This is a genomic window from Streptomyces sp. NPDC048623 (assembly GCF_040650755.1).
GTDB lineage: Bacteria > Actinomycetota > Actinomycetes > Streptomycetales > Streptomycetaceae > Streptomyces.
Genome location: NZ_JBEZHV010000037.1, coordinates 17,689 through 30,588 on the forward strand (window position 1 = coordinate 17,689; position 12,900 = coordinate 30,588).

Below are 12,900 nucleotides of genomic sequence, written 5' to 3' on the forward strand. Positions count from 1 at the left end.
AGGTTATCCACGTCGACACAGTTGGTCGCCTCGGCGCCGACGGTGAAGACGTAGGACCGCACCACCGCAAGACCGCAGTAGTCGTCCGCCCTTCGGGGTCGGCCGGAGTAGTCCTCCCCCAGCTTGCTGGGAACCGGAGGGCGTGAGAGCACCAGAACTCCTCCGGAGCTAGACGGCCGCGACCACTGCGTGCACGTCGCAGCGCTGTGCGCTGTCTGTCCTACGGGACGCCGGCCTCGTGCCGTGCGGCCCGGCGGGCAGAGAACGCATTCGCGACGCGCCCCCTGCCACTCCCTCCACGAGGAGTCCAGATGTCTGCTTCCACCGTTGAGCGCACCGCCCGCCCCCGCCGGAGCCGGACCCGCTCCCGCACTGTCAACGCCCGCCCGGCGCTGGCCCTCTCCGCCCTCAGGCCCCACCAGTACGACCTGCGCCCCGCCTGCGCCTCGCTGGTCTGCCCCGACTGCGAGACGTGGGTGCCGATCACCGGCCTCGGCAACAAGACGACCAAGCTCGTGCCGCACGACACCGGCCGCGCGGGCAAGGACGCCGCCGTCCGCTGCCGCCCGGGCAGCAACCGTCTGATCACGGTCGATGTCACGGTCCGAAAGTGGGCCGAGCGCCTGGAGGACGGTCACGCGGAGACCGGCCACCGCCGCAAGACCACCGTGCGGCGCAAGCCGAAGGTCGCGGTCGCCCCGGCCGTCAGCCAGATCGCCGCGCAGAAGCAGGCGCCGGCGGATGACGAGCGCATCAACGACCGGGCCCTGTGGCTCCAGCGCAAGGAACAGTGGGCGGCGACCGAGTCCGCGGTCCGCGACGCCGACACCCGCCGCGCGCAGCTGCCCGCCGGTGCCGCGCCGCTGGGAGCGCCGCCGGTGCCGCTCAAGACGCTGCACCCCGAGCGCCGCGCGAGCTGACCAACCCCGCACGAACGACCGCGGCCCCGTCCATCTCGATCGCTCGGGATGGACGGGGCCGCGGCTGCTCGTACGAACAGCCTGAACAGCACGACAGCCCCGGTGACTTGAGACCCTCCGGGGCTGTCCAGGACCCGCTTGGAGACCTGATGCCCACCAGCATCGCACGGAACGACAGCGACTCCGACCCGATCATGGACGAGGCCCTCCGCCGCGTTCGCGAAGGGCGGTGACCGGGATGGACTGGCGACACAACGCGGTCTGCCGCGAGGAAGACCCTGAGCTCTTCTTCCCCATCGGCAACACCGGCCCGGCGCTCCTCCAGATCGAGGAGGCCAAGGCCGTCTGCCGCCGCTGCCCGGTCATGGAGCAGTGCCTCCAGTGGGCGCTGGAGTCCGGCCAGGACGACGGCGTCTGGGGCGGCCTGTCCGAGGACGAGCGGCGGGCGATGAAGCGCCGCGCCGCCCGCAACCGGGCCCGGAACGCGAAGGCGCCGGCGGCATGAGCGAGGCCGACCAGAAGCGCCTGGAGGACAACCTCCGCCGCACGAACGAGGACCACGACCTCGGCCGGCGCCTGCACGGCTGAGGCCCCGTACGACTGACCGCGGTGCGGGACGGACACCCAACTCCGATCCCGCACCGCGCTGCTCCACCAGGCCGGTCGCCCGCCAGACGGGCAGCCGGCCTTTCGCACGCCTCCCGCCCGGGAGACTCTCGGGCCCGCATCCCCGCAGGAGAGCCCATGCGTACCAGCACCGACACCGCGACGACCGCCGCCACCACCCGGCTGCCGGAATCGCTCTGCACCCACAACCCGACCTGCCCGACGGCCGACAGCCCGGACCGCGAGGCCGCCCGCGTCGTGGCCGCCCACCCGGAACAGGGCTGGAACCTCCTCTGCAACGCCCTGATCGTCTTCGACGACACCGGCGAGCTGCTCCCCGACGGCCGGATCGTCGCCCCGCACCGTCCCACCGACGCCGTGGACACCGCCCTGCCGCTCCGGCTCGCGGACAGCCACCCGCTCATCGGCGGCACGGCGCGCAGCGGGAAGACGAGCGCGGCCGTGTTCCACGCGGCGGCGTCCGGCACCGCGTGGTCGGCCTGACAGCTGCCTGATCCGCCCGCACCGGCCCGCCGACTCCCGGCGGCCGGGTCGGGCGGTGACTGGGAGCCGGACAGTCCGGACCACTCACCGAGGGAGCCCGTATGCACGCCTACTCCGAGCCCACGACCGCCAAGGGCAAGGTCTCCTACCAGCGCGACGACTTCGTGCTCTACCGCGACCCGGAGCGGTTCTGGCGCGGCGAGGCGAACCACACGTTCGTCTGCCGGGTCAGCAGGGTCGTCACCTACGTCTCCGGCGGAACCCGCTATGCCCTGCTGCCCGTGCAGGGCGGCTTGATCAACGACGCGATGGGCGAGTACATGCGGCTGCTGCCGCCGGCCGACGCGATGCGCGACATCGACACCGCCCCGCTGAACGCCGAGGGCGCGGCGGACGAGATGACGGCGGCCGCGATGGCCTGGCTCACCCAGCAGCACCGGACGGCCAACCGCCGCCCGGAGCTCCCCGCCGGCGACTGACCACCAGCCCCCGCAGCACAACGGTCCCCCGAGTCCCCGGCATTTGAGCTGCCGGGGCCTCGGAGGACCTGGTCCTGACCCTACCGACCGACGCTGCCCCCGCGGTGCCCTTCCTCACGGAGGCGCCGGAACGTACGAGAGGACATCCCCCGTGGCCACCAAGAACGCTGCCCGCCGCCGCGCCCAGCCCAAGCGGCAGCCCCGCACCCCCGCCGCCCGCCCGCCCGTGGTCGCTGTCCCGGACCAGGCGACCGTCCCGGCCGCCGAGAACACGGTGCCGCTGGTGCACGAGGAGGCCGACCCGGTCTTGGCCGACGCCGCCGACCGCGCCGCCGACCTCCGCGCCCAGGCCGACGCCGACGCCGCCCGGATCGTCGCCGACGGCGAGGCCCGCGCCGCCGAACTGCTGGACGGCGCCCGCTCGGAGGCGGCCACCCTCACCGAGGAGGCCACCGCCGAGCGGTCCCGCCTCCTGGCCGACGCTGCCACGGCCGCCGACCAGGCCCGCACGGACGCCGAGACCACGGCGGAGCAGCTGCTCGCCGACGCCCGGGCCACGGCCGAGGCCCTCACCACCGAGGCCAGCGGCAAGGCCGACGAGCTCCTGGCCGAGGCCACCGTGGCCGCCGACCGGCTCCGCGAGGACGCTGCGACCTCTGCGGCCGACGACGCCCAGCAGGTCCGCACCGACGCCGAGGCGGCTGCCGAGCAGCTGCTCGCCGACGCGCGAGGCGAAGCGGAGGTCTTCACCACGGCCGCGTCCCGGAAGGTCGAGGAGGTCCTGGCCGACGCGAACCGCCGGGCGCAGGACGCCCTGACGTCGGCCGCCGCCGACGCCGAGCAGGCCCGTACGAAGGCCGGCCGGGAAGCAGCGCAGATCCTCGCCGACGCGACGGAGAAGCGCACCGAGCTCCTGGCCGAGGCCGAGCGCACCGCCGCCGACACCCGGACGCGCGCGGCCAAGGACGCTGAGGAGGTCCTGGAGCGGGCCCGTGCCGACGCGGAGCGGACGCGCCGGAGCGCGGACGAGCAGGCCGCGCAGGTGCGGTCCGGTGCGGAGAAGCTGGCGGCCGGCCTCCGGGGCGACGCTGAGCGTGCCCTGGACGACGCCCGCAAGGGCGCCGAGGAGCTGCGGGCCGCCACCGACAAGGACGTCGTGCGGCTGCGCGAGCAGGCCGAGACGGACGCGAAGACGGCCCGGGAGGCGGAGGCGAAGGCCACGGCCGACCAGGCCGCCGCCGCGCTGGCCCTGGCCGAGGCCGAGCGGATCCTCGAGGCCGCGACGCAGCGGACCGTGCGCCGGGCGCGGCGCCGGGAGATCCGGGCGGAGTCCCGCGCCAAGCGGCGCAAGGCCCGTGACGAGGCACGGCCCGCCGGCGGTGTCCCGCCGCTGTCCGGGCAGGAGCTGCTCCTGGTCGTCGGGATCGTCCTGGCGGCCGCGGTCGTCTCCACCCTCGGCCTGCTCTCCTCCTACACCGCACTGGAGACCAAGGCCACCAGCTGGGGCTGGGACTGGCCGTGGCTGCTGCCCGTCGGCATCGACGTCGCCATCCCGGCGTTCACCGGCGCCAACTTGATCCTGATCCGGATGGGCATGGAGCTCCGCTGGATCCGCTGGGTGCCCCGCGCGCTGACGGCGGTGACGGTCTACCTGAACTGGCAGGCGTCCAGCACCGCCGGCGGCCGTATCGGGCACGCCGCCCTCACGCTGCTGTGGGTGGTCTTCTCCGAGATCGCCTCGCACGTGTACGCCACGAAGATCGGCGCGGTCACCGGCAAGGTGCGGATGGAGACGGTCCGGCGCAGCCGCTGGCTGCTCGCTCCGGCTGCCACCGCCCGGCTTCGCCGCCGGATGATCCTGTGGGAGATCACCTCCTACGAGAAGGCGCTCACCCGCCTCCAGCGGGATACCTGGCTGCGAGCGCGGCTGCGCGAGGAGTACGGGTGGCTGTGGCGTTGGAAGGCTCCGCTGGAGCAGCGGATGGCGCTCAAGCTCGGCTCGGCGCCCGCTGCGCTCGCCGACACGCTCACCCCCGAGGACGCTCACACCGTCGAGCGCGCGGACGCGAGCGCCGACGCTCACCCGGAACCGGGCGGCGCTCACCCCGAGGTGAGCGCGCTCACCCCGGGCAACGGGGAGGGCGAGCGCGAGCGCCCGGCGCTCACCGCAGGCGCTCACGAAGGTGAGCGCCCCGTGGAGGACGAGGACGCTCACCGAGCGGAGGGCGGCCGAACCCACAGCGAGCGCGACGCGCTCACCGAGCGCCGCCACGAAAGGATCCGACTCCTCTACACCGAGCTCGGGCGCCGTCCGCAGTGGACGGAGATCCGCGACGCGCTCACCGAAGCGGGTCTGTCCGACGAGCCGGTCTCCCGCCCGACCGCCCAGCGCCTGCGCGAGCAGGTCGAGGAGGGCACCCCGAGCGCCCCGGCGAGCGCGAGCGCGAGCGCCGGGGCGAGCGTCCCGGCGGGCGTCTGAGCGCCCACCGCGCTCACCGCCCCACCCGAGCGCCCATCGGCGCTCACCGCACCTGCCGCTCATGGTCGCCCCCGGTCCGCGCCCACGCTCCCCCCGAGCGTGAGCGCGGACCGGTGACGGCCACGGCCGGCAGGCCCGCGGTCCGCACCCGCCCCGAGCGCGGCGCGGACCGCCCGCCGAACCCGAGCACCACCCGGCCCCGCACGCACGCCTCGGGGACACGGACCCATGAACCCCTTCCCCCTCCCCACCCCGAGACCTGGAGGTCTTCTGCCATGCCCGAGAACAGCAACCGGTGGACCTCGGACCACCTGATGAAGCCCGGCGGCACGGCCGTCTACGCCGCCCAGCAGCGCGAGCGGCTGCGGCAGATGGCCGACGAGGTCAGGGCCCTGCTCGGCGAGTACCGGGCCGACCTGGAGAACCTCAAGTTCGACGGGGACAAGCCCTTCGAGGCCCGAATCCGGGCCTATCTCGCCTCCCGCCCGCTGGCGCAGCTCGAAAAGGACCTGCGGGCCGCCGTGAACCACGCTGGAAAGCTCGACGCCGAATTCCAGCGGCGCTACGTCGAACTGCCCGCCAGGCGTGAGGAGAAGGCGGAGAAGAAGGAGCTGGAGAAGGCCAACAAGAAGGGCCTGGCCACTGCCCGCGCGGTCAACACCGCCGGGCACCTCAACGGCCTCAGCAGCGCCCTGGTCGAGCCGACCGGCGACGGGAAGGGCGTCGCGCAGAAGACCGGCACGGAAGGCGGTAAGGGAAACTTCCTGGACTACCTGGAAAAGAGGGCCTGATACATGGCCCCGCACCTTTCCAAGGGTCAGACGGCGCGCTGGAACAAGCGCCTGGCGGAGACCACCACGAACAAGACGCGGGCCACCGCGCTGTGGGACCTCGCCCGCCTCCTGGCGGGCACCGACGACAAGGCATGGGCCGACCTGGTCGTGCTGCTCCAGCGCTGGACCACGGAGCAGCAGGGCCGGCCCACCTCGCCGTAACGCTCCGCGCTCATCACAGCTCATCATCACCGCTTCACCCCGTGAATCCGGGGGGCTCAACATGCGCGCCTATACGCGCGCGTGAGGCCCCCCGGATCCGTGACCCGGAGTGACTGATCGAATGGAGACGGCCGATGGCCGACGACGACGCCGGGGGGACCGTCCTCGGCTTCCCCGGCGGGCTCACGATCCCGGGTCCGGTGGGCAGCGCCCCGCCGGCCCCCGGGGCCGACACCCCCACCCTGACCGCCCTGCCCACCCTGGCGCCCCCGCCCTCCCTGCTGGTCGCCGGAAATTCCGACGTCGGCGGAGGCGGTGACACCACGGCCGCGCACGCGGACCCCGGAATCCCGGACAGTCCGCAGGGGCAGGGAATCGCTGCCATGTCGGTGGTGATGATGGCCGGTATTACCGTCGCCGCAATGCGCGGTGCATGGAATGCCGCCGCTTATCTGAAAGCCCGCCACGAACACCACCGGGCCATTGCGGATAAGCAGCAGGCGGCGGCCGACAAAGCCGCGATCGGAGTGGAAGCGGCCCGCCAGAAAGGCCGATTGCAGGCCGGTCCGGAATTCGGGCGCAGCACTCGCACGTCAGGTGGCGGAGGCGGCCGGAATAGCTCCGGAAAGAATTCCCCGCCTGCCGCGTTCCGTTCCTCCAGCGGCTCCAAGTTGCCGGGCGGCTCCGGATCCAAGACGCCCAGCAAGGGCCCTGGCGGGGCCTCTGGCGGCCGTACGCCCTCGCTGGGCACCGGCGGGCGCGGAGGCGGCGGCGGAGGCCGCAAGGGCGCCCTGGAGACCTCCGGGTCAAAGGGCGGCGGAAAGCCTGGAAGTGGGGGCGGAAAGGCCCCGACAACCGGCACGAGGAACAACTCCGGCGGCCTCTCCGGAGCCGTCCGCGACCGCGCGGCTGACCGGGTCCGCAACGGCCCCAAGCCGAAGACCCCGACGCCGACGCCGACGCGCACCCCGGGAATCCGGGACGCCGTCCGCGACCGTGCCGCCGACCGCGTCCGCAACGGCCCCAAGCCCAAGACCCCGACCCCCACGGACGGCAAGGGCAAGGACAGCAAGGAGACGACGAGCAAGGCCAAGCCGGACAGCGGCCCCAAGGTCCGGGACGCGGCGCGGGCCCGGGTCGCCGACCGGATCACCACCGGCTCCTGGACGCCGACCGGCCGCAAGCCGGTCGACCTCACCAAGGGCTCGGGATCGTCGGCGACCCCGGCGACGATCCGGGGCGCGCTGCGCCACCGCACGGTCGGCCGGATCCTCAACGGCAAGAAGCCGAAGCCCGATCCGGCGGCCCCGAAGGTCGATCTGACGAAGAAGCCCAAGGGGACCACCGGCGCGGGAGCGGCGGCGACACCCACGACGATCCGGGGCGCGCTGCGGCACCGGGCGGTCGGCCGGATCCTCAACGGCAAGAAGCCCAAGCCCGATCCGGCAGCCCCGGCGGCGGCTCCGAAGGTGGACCTGACCAAGAAGCCCAAGCCCAGCACGACCACAACGGCCGGCACGGCGACGCCGAAGATCAGCCTCACGAAGAAGCCCAAGCCCCCCACCACCGCGGCCGGTACGGCCCCGAAGGTGAACCTGCGCAAGAAGGTCCGGCTCACCAAGAAGCCCCGGAAGCCGGGGCCGGGCGCACCCGCCGGAACGACGCCGACGCCGACGTCGAAGGTGAACCTGCGCAAGAAGGTCAAGCTCACCAAGAAGCCGCGGAAGCCCGGACCGGGCCCGTCCGCCGGTCCCACCGGCAGCACGGGCACGACCAGGCCGACGCCGACCGGCCCGGCCTCCAAGAAGAAGGGCGACCGGCGCCGTTCGGTGCGCGGCTGGTGGGAGCGGGCGGGCGCGCGCCGCTCCGGGAAGCCGGAGCCGGACCCGTCCAGCTCCACCAGCTCGGCCACGACGGCCGGCCCGGACCCGGCATCGGCCGGAGGGTTCGGCCCGCCCCCGGGCTGGGGCTACGCCCAGGGCACGACCATCACCGTCGAACAGGCCGGCGGCCAGGTCTGGGAGGCGCGCCAGCGTGAGGCGCGCCGCCGGGCCGGGACCCCCGCCGCAGCGATTCCCGCAGCAAGAAAGGGAGGAACCGTAGTGACCGTGCCCGTCCCGACGAAGGCACCGAACACCCAGTACGCGGACAGCGACCTGACGATCTACGACGTCATCGAGTCCGACGCCGACATGGCCGAGGAGATCATGGCGGGCGTCGACGAGGCCATCGCCGCGGCCGAGGGCTGCGAGAAGATGATGACGCGGCTGGAGGCCCTGCACGAGAAGATCGTGGACCTCAAGGTGCCCGGCGTCCTGGAGGGCTGGGTCCTGATCCTCGCCGAGAAGGCCGTCAGCGTGAAGGCGAAGGCCGAGGCCCTGGCCGCGAAGCTGCCCGCCGCCTCCGAGGCCATCGCCTCTGCGGGTGAGAACGCCGAGCGCCGCCACAAGCCGCTCGCCGACGCCGTCCGCGACGCCGGACACGCCGCCCCCGCCGAGCGCGACTACCACGTCGAATAGGAGAACCCACCGTGTCCGACCTCGTACCCGTCATCGGCGGCGCCCTCCAGAAGACCGGCTCCGCCATCGTCGGCGCCGTCCGCTTCGGCATCGTCGTCGCGCAGCTCACCGCCGCCAGCGCCACCATGGCGGGCCTGTCCCACCAGGTCCGCTCCACGTTCAAGTACGTGGAGGACTGCGCGAAGTCAGTCGACCGGCTCGCCGACCAGGCCGCCGCCCTCAGCGTCGACCAGTCCACCGTCAACGAGCACCGCGAAGCAGCGACCGTGATGCGGTCCTGCAAGGACGAAGCCGAAGCCATGGCCGTGGAGTGCGAGGAGATGTCCACGCTCTTCCACGAGACCGCCGACGGGCACATCGCCGACTACGGCTCCGTCGCGGACGCCGCCAACAACATGCCCGACGGCATCGAGATGGCCGACCGCACCTTCTACAGCAACCGCTGACCACCGAACAGGAGAAGCCGATGAGCAACCGGAAGCTGACCAACGCCCTCAGCCGCGAGGACCAGGCCGAGGCCGGCGGCGGCCTGACCGCCACCGACCGCACCACCTGCTACCCGCACCAGTCCTGGTCCGGCGACTGCGCCGACCAGCACACCTCCGGCACCACCGGCCGGGGCATCGACGAGCGCGTCGACCTCGACTACATCCGCGGCCACCGCAGCTGACACACCCACCCCGCACCAGCACGAAGGGCGGCGAACCCACGACGGGTTCGCCGCCCTTCCCTATGCCCTGACAAGGAGAGCCCCCGATGATCCGCCTCGGCCCCCTGCGCAGCCGCTTCGCCCTGGCACGCAACGCCGTCGGCCGCGTCGCCACCGTGGCCGGCACCGGCGCGCTCGCCACCGGCGCCTTCACCCACGACCTCTACGCCCCCTCCGTCCTGGCCGCCCTCGGCTGCGCCGGATGGGGCGCCGCCTGGTCCCTGACCCTGCGCCGAGACGCGGCGGGCAACACCGCCATGGGCCTCTACATGACCCCCTCCGTCTCCATGGCGGTCCTGCTCACCGCGCAGCGGATCATCCCCGGCATCGACTGGTACTGGGAGCTCCTCGCCGACGCCGGCTGGACCGCCGCCGTCCTGTACGTGCGTCCGGCCCGCGTGGCCCGCATCCTGGTCGGCCGCGAGAAGTCCCTCACCCCCGAGGCGATCGAGCAGACCCGCGAGCTCCTGGTCCAGGAGGACGTCCCCGCCGGCCCCCAGCACCCGCAGGCCGTGTTCTGGGCACAGCACGTCGCCATCGAGGGCGGCGCCGCCCCGAACACCGTGCTGGAGCAGATCGAACGCACCGGGGAGCAGTCGATGACCGCCGTCATCCGCTCCACCCTGCCCGGCAAGCCGGTCCCGAAGATCGACCTGCTGGAGCTGTCCGCAGCCATCAACTGGCCCGAGGACGAGATCGCCATCACCCCGGTGCCCCGCCAGGGCGCAGGCGTCCGGCGGCTGACCGTCGGCCAGGCCCCCGAGGAGGCCATGGACATCTACACGGCGTGGGAGAAGCTCATCGCCCCCAAGGGGATGCCCTCCACCGTCATCACCGCGATCCGCACCGTCGACATCCCCGACGAGGAGACCAAGGAGCTCGGAGCATGAGCAGGATCTACGAGCTCACCGTCGAAGCCGCCGAGCCCGGCGACATCATCACCTACCACCCGCAGCGCCTCGCCGCGGCGCTGAACATCGCGGACGTCAACCGGCTCGCGGTGGAGACCAGCGTCATGGGCACCAAGGCCCTGGTCACCATCTACCCGCACGACCCGCTCGCCCGCGTCATCCTCGCGGACCCCGAGATGCTGGTCATGGACGCCCGCGGCCGGATCTGGATCGGCCGCTACCACAACGGCCGGCCCTCCCTGCTGCGCCTGTACGACCCGGCGTCCGGGTCCGCGCAGCGCCTGCTGCTGTTCGGTACCACCGGCGCGGGCAAGTCCACCGCCGGGCAGATCATCCTCGCCGCGATGAAGCGCTCCGGGATCGCCGTCCTGTACGCCGACCTCAAGGGCGGCCAGTCCGCACCGGAAGCCTTTGGGCAGGCCGGACCGGGCATGGACGGCAACGTGGCCTGGCGGGTCACCACGCAGGAAGGCACGATGGCGCAGCTGCGCACGACGTGGCTGACCATGATGGACCGCCAGGAACGCTACGCCCGCCTGGGCCGCTCCAAGTTCCTGCGCGACCGGCCCGACCCGTTGATCTACCAGATCATCGACGAAGCGAACAGGTTGCTCGAAAAGGGCGCGCCCTACCGCGACGAGGCCACCTTCTACATCAAGGACATCGGCCGCACCGGTCGGTCCCTCGGCGTCGGCATCGGCCTGTTCGCGCAGGCCGGTCACCTCGAGGAGATGGGCGGCAGCGACACCCTCCGCGCCATGCTCAAGGAGGGCGAGGTGGTCTTGCTCCGCTGGACCAGCTCGATGATGAAGCAGCTGGTGACCGACGGCCTGCTGCCCGCCGGTCAGGTCCTCGCGCCGATCCCGAAGTACGCGGGCGAGGTCGACCTGGTGAGCCAGTTCGACGAGGAGCATGACGACAGCGACCTGCCCGGCACCCAGGGCACCGCCTACAACGTCAACGGCCGCTACCCCACCAGCAAGATGCGGTTCTGGAACATCGGCTCGGCCACACCCACCGAGGGCCTGGACCCGGAAGTCCTCGACCTCTACGGTCCCGGCGCCCCGCCCGAGATCGAGGAAGACGCCTGGGCCCTGATCGGGGACGCCTACTGCCAGCGTCTGGACGGCATGGAGGCGTACCGGGCCGTCTTCCCCGAGCCAGAGGAAGACGAGGACGGCGAAGGCGGCGGGAAGAAGAAGAGCGGCGGCGCCAAGGCGGCTCCCTCGCCGGTCCCGGCCGCCGCGGCGAAGCCGAAGGCCCGCACGCTGCGCGACCGCATCCAGGCCGTCCTGGACGCGCACGACGACCCACTGGACGCCCTCCAGATCCTGGACCTCGTCAACGCCGACGGCGGCCGCACGGTCAAGCTCGGCAGCGTCCGCAACACCCTGACCGCGATCAGGAACTGACACCTCTCCCACCGCCCGGCCGGGCCGGGCCTTGAGCCCGCCCGGCCGCCGGCCTTCCCAAAGGAGCTCCCCCGTGGCGTTGACCATCTCCCTGGTCTTCTTCGCCGGCGTCCTCGTCGTGGTTCTGGTCCGCACCGGCTACCTGCGGCTGTGGCCCGCGCTCGCCGCCGTCCTCTTCGGCTTCTCCCTCGCCTCCACCGGCATTGCGCCCGCCATCAACGGCGCGATCAGCGGCATCGCCGAATGGATCAGCGCCCTCGGACAGTCCGCCTCATGAACCGATCGGAGCTCGCCATGAACCGCCCCCTGTTCGTCGTCGACGAAGCCGCCACCGTTCTCGCCACCGACCCCGAGGCCCGCCGCCTGCTGAACCAGCTGCTGCTCACCGGCCGCAAGAACGGCGTCCAGGAGCAGCCCGAGCCGGAGACCGGCCCGCGGGCCGGTCTCCGGTTGCAGTACCCGACGCTCGCCGAGTTCGAGGCCGCCGCCTACCGGCAGTAGCCCGACCCGCTCCCCCACCCCTCGCGCCCTCCCCGCCGCCACGGCCGGGAGGGCGCTCCCGTACCCGAACGGAGAACACCGTGGACTTCCACCCCACCGCCGGCCGCCCGATGACCGACTCCGAGGCCGCCGCCGAAGCCAAGCGGATCATGGACGCGAGCTTCCGCACCGACCAGCCGGGCCACTTCCCGACGTCGTACCGCGACCACTCCCCCGTGCCCGCCTACGGCGACACCCCGCCCGTCCAGCAGCCCGACCACCGGATCGTCCCGGCCTGGGCGGCCGGGATCGCGGTCGCGAGCATCGGCGTCGGCGCCGGGGTCACCGGCATCGGCTGCGGCGCCTGGCTGGTCCTGCAGGGCCTGGCCTCCGTCAGCCTCGTCGGGGTCCTGATGGTCACCCTGCCGTTCGCGGGCCTGGCCATGGCCGCCACCGCGATCGGCGGCGCGATCAACCGCGCCCGCTCCGTCGTCACCAAGAACGTCTACGAGGGCCCGGTCACCATGCGGACCGAGATCACCAGCAACAGCACCACGCGCGGCATGTTCTTCGCCCGCACCCGCAACGACATCCACCACTGACCCGGCACCCTGCGTCGTACTCGAACCCCGCCCCGTCCGGGCCGGGATCGAGTACGGGGCAGGCCGCCGGAGCAGCCCGCGCGCTCAGTCGTCGTCCAGGTAGATCAGCAGGCGGCCGTACTCATCGACCTCCGCCTCGTAGATCACCCCGTCGACGACCGCGTGGTCGACGACGACCTCGTAGTCGTCCTCGTCGTCGATCCACAGCACGCCGTCGTCGTCCGTGAACGCCGGATAGATCACCCCGTCGGCGATCACCGAATCGAACTCGACTGCCATCGCGC

At 72.9% G+C, this 12,900-nt stretch carries 15 protein-coding genes and 1 pseudogene; 15 read left to right on the forward strand and 1 reads right to left on the reverse strand.

The window, feature by feature from the left end:
* The first annotated feature begins 311 nt into the window (after positions 1-311).
* The 15 genes and pseudogenes from AB0C73_RS33750 (at position 312) to AB0C73_RS33820 (ending at position 12,616) form a co-directional block, all read left to right on the forward strand.
* A complete protein-coding gene (locus AB0C73_RS33750; RefSeq protein ID WP_362537348.1) occupies positions 312-920 on the forward strand; it encodes a hypothetical protein in 609 nt (202 codons plus the stop codon).
* Positions 921-1,158: 238 nt separating this feature from the next.
* The gene (locus tag AB0C73_RS33755) at positions 1,159-1,425 is read left to right on the forward strand and encodes a WhiB family transcriptional regulator (protein ID WP_362537350.1); all 267 of its coding nucleotides are present in this window, start codon (positions 1,159-1,161) and stop codon (positions 1,423-1,425) included.
* Positions 1,426-1,664: 239 nt separating this feature from the next.
* Positions 1,665-1,895: pseudogene (locus AB0C73_RS33760) on the forward strand (DUF5999 family protein); the annotation flags it as partial.
* A gap of 236 nt (positions 1,896-2,131) precedes the next feature.
* Complete coding sequence (locus tag AB0C73_RS33765) at positions 2,132-2,509, forward strand: hypothetical protein (RefSeq protein ID WP_362537352.1); 378 nt, start codon at positions 2,132-2,134, stop codon at positions 2,507-2,509.
* A gap of 151 nt (positions 2,510-2,660) precedes the next feature.
* Positions 2,661-4,988 (forward strand): DUF2637 domain-containing protein, encoded by a 2,328-nt coding sequence (locus tag AB0C73_RS33770; protein ID WP_362537354.1) that lies wholly within the window; start codon positions 2,661-2,663, stop codon positions 4,986-4,988.
* Positions 4,989-5,263: 275 nt separating this feature from the next.
* Positions 5,264-5,779: a hypothetical protein gene (locus tag AB0C73_RS33775; protein WP_362537356.1), complete on the forward strand. Its 516-nt coding sequence runs from the start codon at positions 5,264-5,266 to the stop codon at positions 5,777-5,779.
* Between the two features lie 3 nt (positions 5,780-5,782).
* Positions 5,783-5,983: a hypothetical protein gene (locus AB0C73_RS33780; RefSeq protein WP_362537358.1), complete on the forward strand. Its 201-nt coding sequence runs from the start codon at positions 5,783-5,785 to the stop codon at positions 5,981-5,983.
* A gap of 134 nt (positions 5,984-6,117) precedes the next feature.
* Positions 6,118-8,502, forward strand: a complete 2,385-nt coding sequence (locus AB0C73_RS33785) for a hypothetical protein (RefSeq protein ID WP_362537360.1) — start codon at positions 6,118-6,120, stop codon at positions 8,500-8,502.
* A gap of 11 nt (positions 8,503-8,513) precedes the next feature.
* Positions 8,514-8,948: a hypothetical protein gene (locus AB0C73_RS33790; RefSeq protein WP_362537362.1), complete on the forward strand. Its 435-nt coding sequence runs from the start codon at positions 8,514-8,516 to the stop codon at positions 8,946-8,948.
* Between the two features lie 20 nt (positions 8,949-8,968).
* Positions 8,969-9,172 carry a hypothetical protein gene (locus tag AB0C73_RS33795; RefSeq protein WP_362537364.1) on the forward strand — a complete coding sequence of 68 codons (204 nt, stop codon included), beginning with the start codon at positions 8,969-8,971 and terminating at the stop codon, positions 9,170-9,172.
* 86 nt (positions 9,173-9,258) lie between these two features.
* Positions 9,259-10,101 carry a hypothetical protein gene (locus AB0C73_RS33800; protein ID WP_362537366.1) on the forward strand — a complete coding sequence of 281 codons (843 nt, stop codon included), beginning with the start codon at positions 9,259-9,261 and terminating at the stop codon, positions 10,099-10,101.
* The gene (locus AB0C73_RS33805; RefSeq protein ID WP_362537367.1) at positions 10,098-11,534 is read left to right on the forward strand and encodes an ATP-binding protein; all 1,437 of its coding nucleotides are present in this window, start codon (positions 10,098-10,100) and stop codon (positions 11,532-11,534) included. The genes AB0C73_RS33800 and AB0C73_RS33805 overlap by 4 nt, the downstream gene beginning before the upstream one ends.
* A gap of 73 nt (positions 11,535-11,607) precedes the next feature.
* Positions 11,608-11,811: a hypothetical protein gene (locus AB0C73_RS33810; RefSeq protein WP_362537369.1), complete on the forward strand. Its 204-nt coding sequence runs from the start codon at positions 11,608-11,610 to the stop codon at positions 11,809-11,811.
* Complete coding sequence (locus AB0C73_RS33815) at positions 11,808-12,035, forward strand: hypothetical protein (protein ID WP_362537371.1); 228 nt, start codon at positions 11,808-11,810, stop codon at positions 12,033-12,035. The genes AB0C73_RS33810 and AB0C73_RS33815 overlap by 4 nt, the downstream gene beginning before the upstream one ends.
* A gap of 110 nt (positions 12,036-12,145) precedes the next feature.
* Entirely contained in the window at positions 12,146-12,616 is a 471-nt protein-coding gene (locus AB0C73_RS33820) for a hypothetical protein (RefSeq protein WP_362537436.1), read from the forward strand.
* Positions 12,617-12,700: 84 nt separating this feature from the next.
* Here AB0C73_RS33820 and AB0C73_RS33825 read toward each other — a convergent pair whose 3' ends face one another.
* Positions 12,701-12,895, reverse strand: coding sequence for a hypothetical protein (locus AB0C73_RS33825; protein WP_362537373.1), 195 nt, complete (start codon positions 12,893-12,895; stop codon positions 12,701-12,703).
* Positions 12,896-12,900 lie beyond the last annotated feature (5 nt).

Excerpts from the sequence above, each read along its gene's own strand:
- AB0C73_RS33750 (WP_362537348.1), top strand. The coding sequence starts at position 312 with ATGTCTGCTTCCACCGTTGAGCGCACCGCCCGCCCCCGCCGGAGCCGG.
- AB0C73_RS33755 (WP_362537350.1), top strand. The coding sequence starts at position 1,159 with ATGGACTGGCGACACAACGCGGTCTGCCGCGAGGAAGACCCTGAGCTC.
- AB0C73_RS33765 (WP_362537352.1), top strand. The coding sequence starts at position 2,132 with ATGCACGCCTACTCCGAGCCCACGACCGCCAAGGGCAAGGTCTCCTAC.
- AB0C73_RS33775 (WP_362537356.1), top strand. The coding sequence starts at position 5,264 with ATGCCCGAGAACAGCAACCGGTGGACCTCGGACCACCTGATGAAGCCC.
- AB0C73_RS33780 (WP_362537358.1), top strand. The coding sequence starts at position 5,783 with ATGGCCCCGCACCTTTCCAAGGGTCAGACGGCGCGCTGGAACAAGCGC.
- AB0C73_RS33785 (WP_362537360.1), top strand. The coding sequence starts at position 6,118 with ATGGCCGACGACGACGCCGGGGGGACCGTCCTCGGCTTCCCCGGCGGG.
- AB0C73_RS33795 (WP_362537364.1), top strand. The coding sequence starts at position 8,969 with ATGAGCAACCGGAAGCTGACCAACGCCCTCAGCCGCGAGGACCAGGCC.
- AB0C73_RS33800 (WP_362537366.1), top strand. The coding sequence starts at position 9,259 with ATGATCCGCCTCGGCCCCCTGCGCAGCCGCTTCGCCCTGGCACGCAAC.
- AB0C73_RS33805 (WP_362537367.1), top strand. The coding sequence starts at position 10,098 with ATGAGCAGGATCTACGAGCTCACCGTCGAAGCCGCCGAGCCCGGCGAC.
- AB0C73_RS33815 (WP_362537371.1), top strand. The coding sequence starts at position 11,808 with ATGAACCGATCGGAGCTCGCCATGAACCGCCCCCTGTTCGTCGTCGAC.
- AB0C73_RS33820 (WP_362537436.1), top strand. The coding sequence starts at position 12,146 with ATGACCGACTCCGAGGCCGCCGCCGAAGCCAAGCGGATCATGGACGCG.
- AB0C73_RS33825 (WP_362537373.1), bottom strand. The coding sequence starts at position 12,895 with ATGGCAGTCGAGTTCGATTCGGTGATCGCCGACGGGGTGATCTATCCG.